The 14,407-nt window shown below is 64.4% G+C and carries 10 protein-coding genes; 3 read left to right on the top strand and 7 right to left on the bottom strand.

Annotation, left to right across the window (positions count from 1 at the left end):
* Positions 1–13 precede the first annotated feature (13 nt).
* The gene (locus R3P93_RS07910; protein WP_317532728.1) at positions 14–1,744 is read right to left on the bottom strand and encodes an NAD+ synthase; all 1,731 of its coding nucleotides are present in this window, start codon (positions 1,742–1,744) and stop codon (positions 14–16) included.
* A gap of 82 nt (positions 1,745–1,826) precedes the next feature.
* On the opposite strand from R3P93_RS07910, the gene R3P93_RS07905 reads away from it, so the two are divergent.
* From R3P93_RS07905 to R3P93_RS07895, 3 genes are all read left to right on the top strand, one after another.
* Positions 1,827–3,386: an alpha/beta hydrolase gene (locus R3P93_RS07905; RefSeq protein ID WP_317532727.1), complete on the top strand. Its 1,560-nt coding sequence runs from the start codon at positions 1,827–1,829 to the stop codon at positions 3,384–3,386.
* A 102-nt stretch (positions 3,387–3,488) separates the two neighbouring features.
* Entirely contained in the window at positions 3,489–4,829 is a 1,341-nt protein-coding gene (gene glnA, locus R3P93_RS07900; RefSeq protein ID WP_243595052.1) for a type I glutamate--ammonia ligase, read from the top strand.
* Positions 4,830–4,958: 129 nt separating this feature from the next.
* Entirely contained in the window at positions 4,959–8,006 is a 3,048-nt protein-coding gene (locus R3P93_RS07895; RefSeq protein ID WP_317532726.1) for a bifunctional [glutamine synthetase] adenylyltransferase/[glutamine synthetase]-adenylyl-L-tyrosine phosphorylase, read from the top strand.
* Here R3P93_RS07895 and R3P93_RS07890 read toward each other — a convergent pair.
* From R3P93_RS07890 to glnA (R3P93_RS07865), 6 genes are all read right to left on the bottom strand, one after another.
* Positions 8,003–8,941: a glycine betaine ABC transporter substrate-binding protein gene (locus R3P93_RS07890; RefSeq protein ID WP_243609932.1), complete on the bottom strand. Its 939-nt coding sequence runs from the start codon at positions 8,939–8,941 to the stop codon at positions 8,003–8,005. The two genes, R3P93_RS07895 and R3P93_RS07890, sit on opposite strands and share 4 nt — an antisense overlap.
* A gap of 79 nt (positions 8,942–9,020) precedes the next feature.
* Positions 9,021–10,004, bottom strand: coding sequence for a glycine betaine ABC transporter substrate-binding protein (locus R3P93_RS07885; protein WP_243609933.1), 984 nt, complete (start codon positions 10,002–10,004; stop codon positions 9,021–9,023).
* Positions 10,004–10,813, bottom strand: a complete 810-nt coding sequence (locus R3P93_RS07880) for an ABC transporter permease (RefSeq protein ID WP_394855266.1) — start codon at positions 10,811–10,813, stop codon at positions 10,004–10,006. The genes R3P93_RS07885 and R3P93_RS07880 overlap by 1 nt, the downstream gene beginning before the upstream one ends.
* Positions 10,810–12,033, bottom strand: a complete 1,224-nt coding sequence (locus R3P93_RS07875; RefSeq protein WP_317532725.1) for an ABC transporter ATP-binding protein — start codon at positions 12,031–12,033, stop codon at positions 10,810–10,812. The genes R3P93_RS07880 and R3P93_RS07875 overlap by 4 nt, the downstream gene beginning before the upstream one ends.
* Positions 12,026–12,676, bottom strand: coding sequence for an ABC transporter permease (locus R3P93_RS07870; protein ID WP_243609935.1), 651 nt, complete (start codon positions 12,674–12,676; stop codon positions 12,026–12,028). The genes R3P93_RS07875 and R3P93_RS07870 overlap by 8 nt, the downstream gene beginning before the upstream one ends.
* Before the next feature lie 188 nt (positions 12,677–12,864).
* A complete protein-coding gene (glnA, locus tag R3P93_RS07865) occupies positions 12,865–14,301 on the bottom strand; it encodes a type I glutamate--ammonia ligase (RefSeq protein WP_032368128.1) in 1,437 nt (478 codons plus the stop codon).
* Between the last annotated feature and the right edge of the window lie 106 nt (positions 14,302–14,407).

Here is a 14,407-nt window from a genome sequence, read left to right as displayed (position 1 = left end):
GCAGTGCAATTCGTCACACCTCGTCGAGGGCCGCGTAGTCGCGCCAACCGTTGGTGATCGGCATGCGGCGGTCGCGCCCGAACGCACGAGAGGTGACCTTGGTACCGATCGGATACTGACGCCGCTTGTACTCGGACGCGTCGACCTTGCGCAGGATGTCCGCGACCACCGCCGCGTCGAAACCGGCCGCCACGATGTCCGCAAAGCCTTGGTCGTGGTCCACGTACCGGAACAGTATGGCGTCGAGTTCGTCGTAATCGGGCAACGAGTCGGTGTCGAGTTGTCCGGGACGGAGTTCGGCGGACGGTGGTTTGTCGATGCTCGACTCGGGAATCGGTGGGATGTCCCCACGGTCGGCAGCGGACTTGTTCCGCCAGCGCGCCAGATCCCATACGAGCGACTTCGGTACATCCTTGATCGGTGCGAAGCCGCCGACGGCATCACCGTAGATCGTCGAATAGCCAACGGCCAGTTCGGATTTGTTTCCGGTCGCCAGCACCAGATGGCCGGAGGTGTTCGACAGTGCCATCAACACCATGCCCCGGCACCGTGCCTGAATGTTCTCCTCGGCCAGGCCGGTCAGGTGCAGCTGGTCGACGTAGCAGGCGACCATGTCTGCAATCGGCTCGACGCTGAAATGGATGCCGGTGCGCGACGCGAATTCCTCTGCGTCGGTGCGGGAGTGATCCGACGAGTAGGTAGAGGGCATCGATACTGCGTGTACCGCATCGCTACCGAGTGCGTCGACGGCGATGGCCGCGACCACCGCCGAGTCGATGCCGCCGGACAATCCGAGGGCGACCGACCGAAAGCCGTTCTTGTGCAAGTAGTCTCGTAGACCGGTGACCAGCGCACCCCATACCTGTTCCTCGGTGCTCGCGATCTCTGCGAGATACGGTTCGGCTCGCTGCCAGCCGGTGACGGCCGCGTCGGGGAGCGTCACCCGGTCGATGGTCCAGCCGGGTACCTCGGCCGCGTCGGGATGTGGTGCAGCCGGGGCGTCGACGTCGACGATCAGGAGATGCTCGACGAATTGGGGGGAGCGGCCCCAGGTGGAACCGTCCGGCCCGACGACGAAGCTCGCCCCGTCGAACACCAGCTCGTCCTGTCCGCCGACGACGTTGACGTAGGCGATCGGCGCTCCGGTCTCTGTTGCTCGGCGCCGGGCGATGGAGCGCCGCACCTCGTCCTTGCCCTGTTCGAAGGGGCTGGCATTGAGGCAGAGCAGCATGTCCACCCCGGCCGCGGCATAGGCAGGCACGGAGCCGCCCGGTTGCCAGATGTCTTCGCAGACAACGACACCCAGTCTCACTCCGTTGACCGCGACGATGCTCAAGCACGATCCGGGAGCGAAGTAGCGGGCCTCGTCGAACACTCGGTAGGTGGGGAGCGAATGCTTGTCGTATCGAGTCGTCACCCGCCCGTCGACGATCACCGCCGCGCTGTTCCGCGAGCCCTCGGCGTCGCGATCGAGGTAGCCGACCACCACGATGCGGTCGCCGCATCCGGCCTTGTCCAGGGCTGTCGCCAACTCGGTGAGGGCACGAACCGATGCGGCGGCGAACGACGGTCGCAGTGCCAGATCCTCGACGGGGTATCCCGTGAGCGCCATTTCGGGAAACACCACCACGTTGGCCCCGTCGTGGGCCGCGCGGACCGTCCACTCGACGATCGCCGCGGAGTTCGCGGCGAGATCACCGACGACGGAATTGATCTGGGCGAGGGCGAGTCGGAGTGCCTGCACGGCGTCCACGCTAGTGCTCCGACGGCGTCCTCGCCGGGCAGCGAGAACGAGGCGCGCTCGCAGGACCTGGCACGATCGTGGCATGAGAACGCGCACCAGGAGCACGGTCGTGGCGCTGTCCGCGGTCGCCGTGGTCCTCGCGGGCTGCTCCGGCCCCGAGCCCACAGCCACACCGGAGAACTCCGAGGCGTCGTCGCCGGCATCCGTCGCCGGTCCCATCCCTGCGGGGCTCGAGAATTTCTACACCCAGACCCTGCAGTGGGAATCCTGCGACCGGTACAACACCGACGGCAGCGAACTGGGCGGCTCCGTCGAGTGCGCGATGGTGACCGTGCCGCTCGACTACGCCGATCCCACCGGCACGACCATCGAGGTCGCCATCTCGCGGACGAAGGCGACCGGCGAGAAGATCGGCTCGATATTGATGAATCCAGGCGGGCCCGGCTCCTCGGGGCTCTACCTGGCCGAGCAGGCCGCGGGCACCACCGTGACCGATCGCTTCGACCGGATCGGCTTCGACCCACGCGGAATCGGCGCATCCGAGCCGGAAGTGCGGTGCCTGACGTCCGAGGAGGTCGACCAGGAACGTCGCGAACCGGATGTGGACGTCAGCCCCGAAGGCATCGCAGCGACCGAGGCCGAACACCGTGACTACGCCGAGAACTGCGTCGAGCGGACGGGGACGGATGTGCTCGAGCACGTCGGTACCCGGGAAGTGGTGCGCGACATGGACGTCATTCGAGCGGTTCTGGGCGACGAGAAGCTGACCTACATCGGCTACTCCTACGGGACCCGGATCGGGACCGCGTACGCGGAGGAGTTCCCGTCGAACGTGCGCGCGATGGTGCTCGACGGCGCGCTCGATCCCGACCAGTCACCCGTCGACGAGGCCGTCGCCCAGGGTGCGGCGTTCCAGACCGCGTTCGACGAGTTCGCCACGGACTGCGCACAGACCGAGACCTGCCCGCTCGGCACCGACCCGGCGCAGGCAGTCGAGCAGTTCCGATCGCTGGTCGACCCCCTGATCGACCGGCCGGCCGAGACGACCGACCCCCGCGGGCTCAGCTACGACGATGCGATCACCGGTGCTCAGCAGGCGCTGTACTCGCAGCAGCTGTGGCGTCTGCTGCGGGCCGGCTTGAACGAATTGGGCGACGGTCGGGGCGACACCCTGCTCCGACTCGCCGACACCTACTCCGGACGGCTGGAGGACGGCAGCTACACCAACATCGACGACGCGTTCAACGCCGTTCGATGCGTCGACGGCCCGCCGACCACCGATCGCGCAGAGGCCGACGAGGCGGACGCCAGGTTCCGTGCGGCCGCGCCGTATCTCGACGACGGCCGGGCGACGGGCAACGCGCCGCTCGACCTGTGTGCCTTCTGGCCGGTGCCGAACACGAGTGATCCGCATATCGTCGACGTGGAGGGACTGCCGACGCTGGTGGTCGTCTCGACGACCAACGATCCGGCCACGCCCTATCAGGCGGGGGTGGAGTTGGCTGCGCAGCTGCGCGCAGATCTGGTGACCTACGAGGGCACCCAGCACACGGTCGCCTTCTCGGGCGTCGAGTGCGTCGACGATCCGTTGGTGAACTATTTCGTCGATCTGGTTCCGCCGGAGGACGGATTACGGTGCTGACGTGCTACCTCACGCCCTGAAAAGTAGGCAGAGAGTTTCACGAAGTGAGACCGAATTCACGATGTAACACAGATTTAACTCCGTTTGCTTACTCTCGCGTTCATGGATCGTCAAAAGGAATTCGTGCTCCGGACCCTCGAAGAGCGCGACATTCGTTTCGTCCGCCTCTGGTTCACCGACGTTCTCGGGTACCTCAAGTCGGTGGCCATCGCCCCCGCCGAGCTCGAAGGGGCATTCGACGAGGGAATCGGTTTCGACGGTAGCGCCATCGAAGGATTCGCCCGTGTCTCCGAGGCCGACACCGTGGCCAAGCCCGATCCGTCGACGTTCCAGATTCTGCCCTGGTCCACCAGCAAGGGTCACCAGCACTCCGCGCGGATGTTCTGCGACATCGCCATGCCCGACGGCTCGCCGTCCTGGGCCGACTCGCGCCACGTGCTGCGGCGCCAGTTGAGTAAGGCCGCAGACCTCGGGTTCAGCTGCTACGTGCACCCCGAGATCGAATTCTTCCTGCTCAAGGACGTCCCGCAGGACGGCTCACCGCCGACCCCCGCAGACAACGGCGGCTACTTCGATCAGGCCGTGCACGACTCGGCCCCGAACTTCCGCAGGCACGCCATCGACGCGCTGGAGTCGATGGGAATCTCGGTCGAGTTCAGCCACCACGAGGCCGCACCGGGCCAGCAGGAGATCGATCTCCGCTACGCCGATGCACTGTCGATGGCCGACAACATCATGACCTTCCGCTACGTGGTCAAGGAAGTTGCCATCGAGGAGGGTGTGCGCGCGACGTTCATGCCCAAGCCGTTCAGCGACCAGGCCGGCTCGGCGATGCACACCCACATGAGCTTGTTCGAGGGCGACGCCAACGCCTTCCACAACCCGGACGATCCGATGCAGCTGTCCGAGACCGGCAAGTCCTTCATCGCCGGCATCCTCGAGCACGCCAACGAGATCAGCGCCGTGACCAACCAGTGGGTCAACTCCTACAAGCGGCTGGTGCGTGGCGGCGAGGCACCGACCGCCGCGTCGTGGGGACCGGCGAATCGCTCGGCCCTGATCCGCGTGCCGATGTACACCCCGAACAAGGCATCCTCGCGTCGCGTCGAGATCCGGAGCCCCGACTCCGCCTGCAACCCGTACCTGGCGTTCGCGGTGCTGCTCGCGGCCGGCCTTCGCGGAATCGAGAAGGGCTACACCCTTCCGCCCGAGGCCGAGGAAGACGTCTGGGCGTTGACCTCCGCCGAGCGTCGCGCCATGGGCTACAAGGAGCTGCCGGGCAACCTCGATCAGGCACTGAACGCGATGGAAGGCTCCGAACTGGTCGCCGAAGCATTGGGCGAGCACGTCTTCGACTTCTTCCTCCGCAACAAGCGTCGCGAGTGGGAGGAATACCGCAGCCACGTCACGCCGTACGAGCTGAAGGCCTACCTGGGTCTTTAACGGCACGGCGTCGTCATGGGCTACGTTCTAGTCGATCCTTCAATGGTAGTTCCGATGCCGACGCGAGCGCCTTCGCGTCGCTGTGCACTGACGACGAGGTAAACCTGTGGCACCCCGAGGTGGATTCTGATGGTGCGTCCTCCGACCTCCAGATCCGTCGTTCCCGGACCGGGCCGTCTCGGCCTCGTCGAAGAAACTGCGCCGTCCGACCTGCGCACCCTCGGCTGGACGGGGGAAGAAAGCCTCGAGCTGCTGTGGTCGCTCTCGCGCGCGCCGAACGCGGACCTCGCTCTACGCACCCTGGTGCGGATGTACGAGTTGCTCGGTGCCGCGTGGACGGAATTCGATACTGCACTGCGCACCGACAAGGGATTCCGTGGCCGCATCCTCGGTCTCGTCGGCGCTTCGAGTGCGCTCGCCGATCATCTCGTGGCCGACGACAGCACCTGGCGTCTGCTGTTGACCAAGGAAGGTCAGAGCAGCGGGGTGTCGGCGAAGATCGAGCTCCCCACCAAGGCCACCCTGGTCGCGGAACTGCTCGAGGCAGTGGGGGCCGAGCCCGAGACCGGGCCCAATGCCGCACCGGACCTGTACCGCGCGTCGCTCACCGGACCGCCCGCCGTGATCGCGTTGCGCAAGAAGTACCGCGACCAGATCATGGTGTTGGCCGCCTACGACCTCGCCGCGACGGTAGAGAACGAGCCCGTCCTGCCGTACACGGTGGTCGGGTCGCAGCTGTCCGATATGGCCGACGCCGCGCTCACCGCAGCACTGGCAGTCGCCGTGGCCACCGTGTGCCCGGACGCCCCGTGTCCGACGCGTCTGGCCGTTGTCGCGATGGGCAAATGCGGTGCGCGCGAACTCAATTACGTCTCCGACGTCGATGTCGTGTTCGTCGCCGAGCCCGCCGACGCGCAGGCCAGCCGCATCGCCGGTGAGATGATGCGCATCGGATCCTCGGCATTCTTCGAAGTGGACGCGGCACTGCGTCCCGAGGGCAAGCGCGGCGAACTGGTCCGCACCCTGGATTCGCACGTCGCGTACTACAAGCGCTGGGCCAAGACCTGGGAGTTCCAGGCATTGCTCAAGGCCCGTCCCATGACGGGCGACATCGCGCTGGGCGACGACTACGTCGCTGCGGTCAACCCGATGGTGTGGTTGGCCAGCCAGCGCGAGGACTTCGTGCCCGAAGTGCGAGCGATGCGGCGTCGCGTCGAGGAGATGGTGCCGCCCGAACTCCGCGAGCGCGAGATCAAACTCGGACGCGGCAGCCTGCGGGACGTGGAATTCGCCGTTCAGCTCCTGCAATTGGTGCACGGTCGAACCGACGAGTCGCTGCGCGTTCTCGGCACCGTCGACGCGTTGTCGGCACTGACCGACGGTGGTTACATCGGCCGCGACGACGCTGCGAATCTGACGGCGTCCTACGAGTTTCTTCGGCTGATCGAGCACCGGCTGCAGATGCAGCGGATGCGTCGCACACACACCCTGCCTCCGCAGGACGACGAGGAAGCGCTGCGGTGGCTGGCTCGTTCGGCGCACATGCGACCGGACGGCAACCGCGATGCGCTCGGTGTGCTGAACGCCGAGATCAAGCGGAACGCGCAACGCATCAGACGGTTGCACGCGAAGCTCTTCTACCGGCCTCTGCTGGATTCGGTGGTCAAGTTCGATTCGGAGACAGTGCGATTGACTCCGGATGCCGCGACGCGTCAGCTCGCCGCGCTCGGCTACGCGACCCCGCAGAACGCGTTGGGCCACCTTCGTGCGCTCGTCGGCTCGGGCACCCGTCGCGGTCAGATTCAAGCCGTGTTGCTTCCGACGCTGCTGGAATGGCTCGCCGACACACCCGATCCCGACGCCGGGCTGCTCAACTACCGCCGATTGTCGGAATCGGCGGGGGAGCAGACGTGGTTCCTGCGAGTGCTGCGCGACGAAGGAGCTGTGGCCCAGCGACTGATGATCGTGCTCGGCTCCTCGGCCTACGTACCGGACCTGCTGATCAAGGCCCCCGAGGTCATTCGGTTGTTCGCCGACGGCCCCACCGGCCCGCGTCTGCTCGACGTCGAGCCGGAAGAGACCTACCGCGCCATCCTGTCGTCCTCGGCTCGCTACGAGGATCCGGTACGAGCGATCAATGCTGCCAGGGCGCTGCGGCGTCACGAACTGGCACGGGTGGCCTCGGCAGACATCCTGGGAATGCTCGATGTACCTCAGGTGTGCCGTGCGTTGTCCTCGGTATGGGCAGCGGTCATCAACGCCGCGCTTGCGGCTGCCGTCCGCGCCAGCGAGAAGGAGCGCGGTGAACCTGCTCCCGCAACTCTCGCCGTCATCGGCATGGGTCGCCTCGGCGGCGGGGAGCTCGGCTACGGCAGCGACGCGGACGTGCTGTTCGTCTGCGAACCGGTGGACGGCGTCGACGAGACCGTTGCGGTCAAGTGGGCCAACACCATTGCCGACCGCATCCGGAAGTTGCTCGGCGCGCCCAGCACCGACCCACCCCTCGAGGTCGACACCGGCCTTCGGCCCGAAGGCCGCAACGGGCCGGTGGTGCGCACCCTCGCGTCGTACGCCGCGTACTACGCGCAGTGGGCGCAGGCCTGGGAAGTCCAGGCTCTACTGCGGGCACACCAGGTGGCCGGCGATCAGGATCTCGGCATCCGGTTCTTGCTGATGGCCGACAAGGTGCGATACCCCGAAGGCGGAGTGTCTTCCGACGCGGTTCGCGAGATTCGACGCATCAAGGCGCGCATCGATTCCGAACGCCTGCCCAAGGGGGCCGATCCCGCCACCCACACCAAGCTGGGACGCGGAGGACTGGCCGATATCGAGTGGACCGTTCAGCTCATCCAGCTCAGGTACGCACACAAGGTTCTGACGCTGCACAACACCTCGACCCTGCAGTCACTCGACGCCATCGGCGCAGCCGAGCTCATGAGCGAAACCGACGTCGAATTGCTCAGGGAAGCATGGATTCTGGCGACGAAGGCACGCAACGCGCTGGTGCTGGTGCGCGGCAAGCCCACCGATCAGCTGCCGCGGCCGGGAGCTGTGCTCTCCGCAGTCGCGCAGGTGGCGGGCTGGGAGGACGGCGACGCCGGAGCGTTCCTCGACAACTACCTGCGTGTGACGCGTCGGGCAAAGGCAGTGGTGGAGAGGACCTTCGGCGGGAACTAGTCGCTCCCGACGGTGACGAATCCCTGCTGGACCATCCAGTCTCGTGCGACGTCTGCCGGCTCGCGGCCATCGATGTCCACCTGCCGGTTGAGCTCGGTGATCTCGGCGTTGGTCAACGCCGCGGAGATCGGAGCGGTGACCTCGGCGATCTCCGGGTACTGCTCGGCAATCGGCGTGCGCAGCACGACCGTGGCGTTGTAGCGGGGAAAGAAGCTCTTGTCGTCTTCGATCACTACCAGATCGAGACCTTTGATCCGGCCGTCGGTGGTGAACACCTCGCCGAATGTGCACTGCGAGCCGTCGGCGGTCGCTTGATAGATGATGCCGCCCTGCAACACCTGCCGCGGAACGACATCGGGGTCGAAGCCGTAGGCCGCGGCCATGCCCGGAAACCCGTCCTGTCGTGAATTGAACTCCGTCTCCACGCAGGTCTGTGCCGCGGCGGGATCGGTCTCGGCGAGCGCGGCGTAATCCGAGAGCGTCTCGATGCCCGTCGCGTCCGCTGTTGCCCGATTCATGGCGAGCGCGTACGTGTTGTCCATAGGTGCAGGGTTGACCCACGTGAGGCCGTTGCCTGCGTCCTGGTCGCGCAAGGCCTCGAACTGCCCGGTGGCATCCGGGATAGCGGTCTCGTTGCCCAAGAAGTTGATCCACGCTGTACCCGTGTATTCGTAGGTGACGTCCACCTGCCCGGAGACCATGGCTTGGCGGGTGCTGTTGGACCCCGAAATGTTGGTGAGGTCTCGGACGTCGGCTCCGGCCGCCACCAGCCCGAATTCGAGTATGTAACCCAGGATCACCTGCTCGGTGAATTCCTTCGAGCCGACTATCAATTTTGCGCCGTCGAGCCCCGGCACGGGTTGGATACTGCCGGGTTCGACGGGCAGCGGCACTGCACTACCCGACTGCAGACCGCAACTCGTGAGTACCGTCATCACAACGCTGCACAGGGCTAGCGAGCCGCGTGTCGATTGCCGCGTCAGAGGATTCCTCACGGGTCGGTGCACGTAACGGCTAGTCCGCGCCGGCGGTGACGAAACCTTTGTCGACCATCCAATCCCGCGCGACATCGGCCGGTTCACGGCCGTCGACGTCTACCTGCTTGTTCAGCTCGGTTATCTCGGCATTGGTCAGTGCGGCGGAGATCGGAGCGGTGATCTCGGCGATCTGCGGGTACTGCTCGGCGATCGACGAACGAATGACGACGGTGGCGTTGTACCGCGGGAAGAAGCTCTTGTCGTCTTCGAGGACAACAAGATTCAAGCCCTTGATGCGGCCGTCGGTGGTGAACACTTCACCGAACTTGCACTGCGAACCGTCGGCAGTTGCCTGGTAGATGATTCCGGTCTGCAGAATCTGACGGGGTACGGCATCGGGATCGAAACCGTACGTTGCGGCCAGGCCGGGAAATCCGTCCTGTCGGGAGTTGAATTCCGTCTCGACGCACAACGCCGACGCGGCCGGATCACGCGCGACGAGTGCTGCGTAATCCGAGAGTGTTTTCACCCCGGTCTGTTCGGCAGTCGTCTGGTTCATCGCGAGAGCGTACGTGTTGTCCATCGGCGCAGGATTGACCCACGTCAATCCGTTGGCGACGTCCGCGTCGCGTACCGCGTCGAACTGCTCGGCTGCGTCCGTGATGGGACTTTCGTTACCCAGATAGTTGATCCAGCCGGTTCCGGTGTACTCGTAGGTGACGTCGACCTGCCCGGCGACCATGGCTTGGCGGGTGCTGTTCGAACCCGAGATATTCGTCAGGTCGCGAACGTCGGCACCGGCAGCGGAGAGCGCGAACTCGAGGATGTAACCCAACACGATCTGCTCGGTGAAGTCTTTGGATCCGACGGTCAGTTCGGCACCCTCAAGACCCGGCATTACTTCGATGCTCCCGGGTTCGACGGACAGTGGCACGGCACCACCCGACTGCAGACCGCACCCCGTCAACGCGATCGTGGTGATCGCGCAGAGTGCCACGAGTTGTCTTGTCGAGCGCCGCATCAGCGGAGTCCTTTCGGTCCGAGATAGGCCTCGGCGAGTGCTCCGAGCCAGTCGACGAACAACGCGAGAGCGACGGCGAGGACGCCTCCCACGACGAGAATCAGTGGCTGGTAGAGCTTGTAGCCGGTGTCGATCAGAACCCCGAGGCCGCCCGCTCCCACGAGAAAGCTCAGTGTGGCCGTACCGACGGCGAGCACCAGCGACGTGCGCAGACCGGCCAACATGTACGGCACCGCCAGCGGAAACTCGATGCGCCACAGAATGCCGCTGCTGGACATGCCCTGTCCACGTGCAGCATCGATGTAACTCGGATCGACCTGTTGGAAACCGAGCATCGTGTTTCGGAGAACGGGAAGGAGTGAGTAGAACGCAATGGGCAGTACGCCGATCCAGAAACCGGTTTTGCCCGTTGCGAGGAAGAGCAACACCAACAGGCCGACCGCCGGGGCAGCTTGACCGATGTTGGCGATACCGATGAATACCGGTGCCAATCTCCGGTAGCCGTTACGGGTCAACAGTATTCCCAGAGGAACAGCGATCACGAGCACGAGCGCGGTGACGACGATCGTGATGACGACGTGCTCGGACAGCCGCTGGAACAGAGTGCTCGCGTTCAGCGTCTCCTTCTGCGTCGCACTCAAGTCGCGGGTGAACGTGTAGGCAAGAAGAACCACAACGACCAACACGATGATCGCGGGTTGCACCAGCAAGCGAATACGCTCCGCGCGCTTGGCCGCCTGCTGTGCCGTCCGCGCCGTACCGTCGTCCGCTGACGCGTCGACGGCGGAGGTCTCCGCGGCGGAAGTCACGACGCGCTTCCCGTGGCCACGTCGTCGCGAACAACGTTCGAGTCATGACCTTCAGCACTGTCGTCGTCATGGTCGTGAGCATGCTGCGAACGAATGGTTTTGATGGTGTCGATCAGTTGCTCGATGGTGATGGTTCCGGCGTACTCGCCACGTTTACCGGTGACCGTGGCGGTCGCGTTGCCCTCCGCGAGCAGCGCTTCCAGAGCATCTTGCAGAGTCGACTGAGTGGAGACCATTTCGCCCATCGGCACGCCGACGTCGCGCAAGCTCTTCGCGTCGGTGAGGTGGCGACGATCGGTCCACCTAATCGGTCGCCGACGAGCGTCGAGAATGATTCCCCACGCTTCGGGGTCTCTTCCGAGCGCCGTGTTCATCGACTCGACCGACTCGTCCTCGCCCATGACCGGTACATCGGACAATTCGATGTCTCGTACACGCATCAGCGTCAACTGCTTCAACGCTGCACCTGAGCCGACGAATCCAGCGACGGTCTCGTCGGCCGGATTTGCCAGAACTGCTTCGGGTGTATCGAATTGCAGAATCCGAGATTGGTTGCCCAGCACGGCAATCCGATCACCGAGCTTGACGGCCTCGTCGAAGTCGTGCGTGACGAATACGATCGTCTTGCCCAATTCGGCTTGTAGGCGCATCAATTCGTCCTGGAGCAAACCGCGGGTGATCGGATCGACGGCACCGAAAGGCTCGTCCATGAGCAGTACCGGGGGGTCGGCAGCGAGCGCGCGTGCGACACCGACGCGCTGCTGCTGGCCACCGGACAGCTGGCGCGGATAGCGCTCGCGGTACAACGATGGATCGAGACCGACGAGGTCCAGCATTTCGTCGGTGCGATCCGATATCCTCGGCTTCTTCCAGCCGATCAGACCCGGAACCATGCCGACGTTCTCGGCAATCGTCATGTGTGGGAACAGACCTGCCTGCTGGATCGAGTAGCCGATGGTGCGGCGCAGCTCGTTCGGGTTGATCGACAGTGCATCTTCACCGCCGATGGTGATGCGGCCCGACGTCGGCTCTATCAGCCGGTTGATCATGCGCATGGTTGTCGTTTTGCCGCAGCCCGAAGGCCCGACCAGCACGACGACTTCGCCCGCGGGGATGGTCATGGACACGTTGTCCACGGCGGCGTCCTTTTGGCCCGGGTAGCTCTTGGTCACGTTCTCCAAGACGATTTCTACGCCGGATACGGTGGTTTTCTCACTCACGGATACCCCTCGAGGTGGTCAGTTTGCCGATCACGACGTAGATCCCATCGAGGATCAACGCCAGCAGGACGATGAGGATGGTGCCGGTCAGTGCCTGTGGGACGGCGGTCGGGCTGCCCACTCGGGCCAGCCCGGAGAACAGCAGGTTGCCCAGGCCAGGGCCTTTGGCGTACGCAGCGATGGCCAGGATGCCCATGGCCAACTGCGTGCTGACGCGCATCCCGGTCAGAATCGAGGGCCATGCGAGAGGAATCTCGATGCGCCGCAACACAAGAATGCGGCTCATCCCGATTCCGCGGGCGGCATCGGTGACCGCCGGATTCACGGAATCGAGGCCGACCACCGTGTTTCGGATGATCGGAAGCAGTGAGTACAGGACCAGGGCGGTCACCGTCGGTCGAACGCCCAGTCCCAGTATGGGAATGAGCAGACCCAACAGAGCGAACGACGGAATCGTCAGCACGGTACTCGCCAGGGCTGTCGCGACGGCAGATCCGGCGGGACTGCGGTAGACGAGGATTCCGATGGCGACGCCGATAACGGTCGCGATGATCACGCATTGCACGACGGCCGAGACATGTAGATAAGAGTCGATCGCCAACTGCCTTCGTCGTCCGACGATGAATTCCCACAGTGCGTCCATGAAGTTCGTTGTCCTCTGTTCGCCCTCAGCAGATACAGGTCTTTACCCCACGTACCGACTATCAAACGCCGACCGGGTCGAATTCTGTTGCAATTTGCCGGAATCGGCACGGAACAGAAACAATCCAGAACACGAAAACGCCCGGCCGAAAGAATCGGCCGGGCGTTCTCAGTGTGAAGTCAGGTCGATCACACGTCGTAGTACAGGGAGAACTCGTACGGGTGCGGACGCAGGTTGACGGGAGCGATTTCCTGCTCACGCTTGAGCGAGATCCAGGTCTCGATCAGGTCGGTCGTGAACACGCCACCCTCGGTGAGGTAGTCGTGGTCGGCCTCGAGCCGGTCGATGACCGCGTTCAGCGAGGTCGGTGCCTGAGGAATGTTCTTGGCCTCCTCGGGCGGCAACTCGTAGAGATCCTTGTCGACCGGAGCCATCGGCTCGATCTTGTTCTTGATTCCGTCCAGACCGGCCATCATCTGAGCAGCGAAGTTCAGGTAAGGGTTGCCCGAGGAGTCCGGCGCACGGAACTCGAGGCGCTTTGCCTTCGGGTTGTTGCCGGTGATCGGGATACGGACCGCAGCGGAGCGGTTGCGCTGGCTGTAGACCAGGTTGATGGGGGCTTCGTAGCCCGGCACCAGACGGTGGTACGAGTTGATCGTGGGGTTGGTGAATGCCAACAGCGACGGCGCATGGTGCAGGATGCCGCCGATGTAGTGACGGGCGAGATCCGACAGCCCGGCGTATCCGGCCTCGTCGTGGAAGAGGGGCTTGCCGTCCTTCCACAGCGACTGGTGCACGTGCATGCCCGAGCCGTTGTCTCCGAACAGCGGCTTCGGCATGAATGTCGCCGACTTGCCGTTCTGCCATGCGGTGTTCTTGACGATGTACTTGAACAGCTGCAGATCGTCTGCCGCGCGGAGCAGCGTGTTGAACTTGTAGTTGATCTCCTGCTGTCCACCGGTGCCGACCTCGTGGTGCGCACGCTCGAGCTCGAAGCCTGCGTTCTGCAGGTTCGTCGAGATCTGATCGCGCAGGTCCACGTAGTGGTCGTACGGAGCGACGGGGAAGTAGCCACCCTTGAAGCGAACCTTGTAACCGAGGTTCGGGCTGCCGTCGGCCTCGGTCTCGGCCCCGGTGTTCCACCAACCCGAGGACGAATCGACCTCGTAGAAAGCGCCGTTCGCCTGCGAATCGAAGCGCACGGAATCGAAGATGTAGAACTCGGCCTCGGCACCGAAGTACGCGGTGTCGGCGATGCCGGTGCTGGCCAAGTACTCCTCGGCCTTGCGTGCGACGTTGCGCGGGTCGCGGCTGTAGGCCTCACGCGTGAACGGATCGTGGACGAAGAAGTCGATGTTCAGCGTCTTCGCGTTGCGGAAGGGATCGACCTGAGCGGTGGCGTAGTCCGGAAGCAGAATCATGTCGGACTCGTGGATGGACTGGAATCCGCGGACGGACGAACCGTCGAACGCGAGGCCGTCTTCCAGTGTGTCCGCCGTGAACGCCTTCGCGGCGATAGAGAAGTGCTGCTGTGCGCCCGGCAGATCCGTGAACCGGATGTCGACGTATTCGATTCCTTCATCCGCGATGAACTTGATGACCTCTTGGGCCGTGGAAAACGCCACGCTTTTGCTCCTTTGTTGAGTCCGTCAACCTGACGTTATGGACATGGTGTTGCCCGCCCGTCAAGCTCGTGTTTCGCCCGTGTTACGCGTCCTGGTTCACGAGTGG

This window comes from Rhodococcus cerastii, assembly GCF_033042195.1.
GTDB lineage: Bacteria > Actinomycetota > Actinomycetes > Mycobacteriales > Mycobacteriaceae > Rhodococcoides.
Note: the sequence above shows the minus strand (reverse complement) of the source record. Positions and strands in the feature narration are given on the sequence as shown.

Coding starts and splice junctions, on each gene's coding strand:
- R3P93_RS07905 (WP_317532727.1), top strand. CDS start 1,827: ATGAGAACGCGCACCAGGAGCACGGTCGTGGCGCTGTCCGCGGTCGCC.
- glnA (WP_243595052.1), top strand. CDS start 3,489: ATGGATCGTCAAAAGGAATTCGTGCTCCGGACCCTCGAAGAGCGCGAC.
- R3P93_RS07895 (WP_317532726.1), top strand. CDS start 4,959: ATGGTGCGTCCTCCGACCTCCAGATCCGTCGTTCCCGGACCGGGCCGT.
- R3P93_RS07890 (WP_243609932.1), bottom strand. CDS start 8,941: ATGACGGTACTCACGAGTTGCGGTCTGCAGTCGGGTAGTGCAGTGCCG.
- R3P93_RS07885 (WP_243609933.1), bottom strand. CDS start 10,004: ATGCGGCGCTCGACAAGACAACTCGTGGCACTCTGCGCGATCACCACG.
- R3P93_RS07870 (WP_243609935.1), bottom strand. CDS start 12,676: ATGGACGCACTGTGGGAATTCATCGTCGGACGACGAAGGCAGTTGGCG.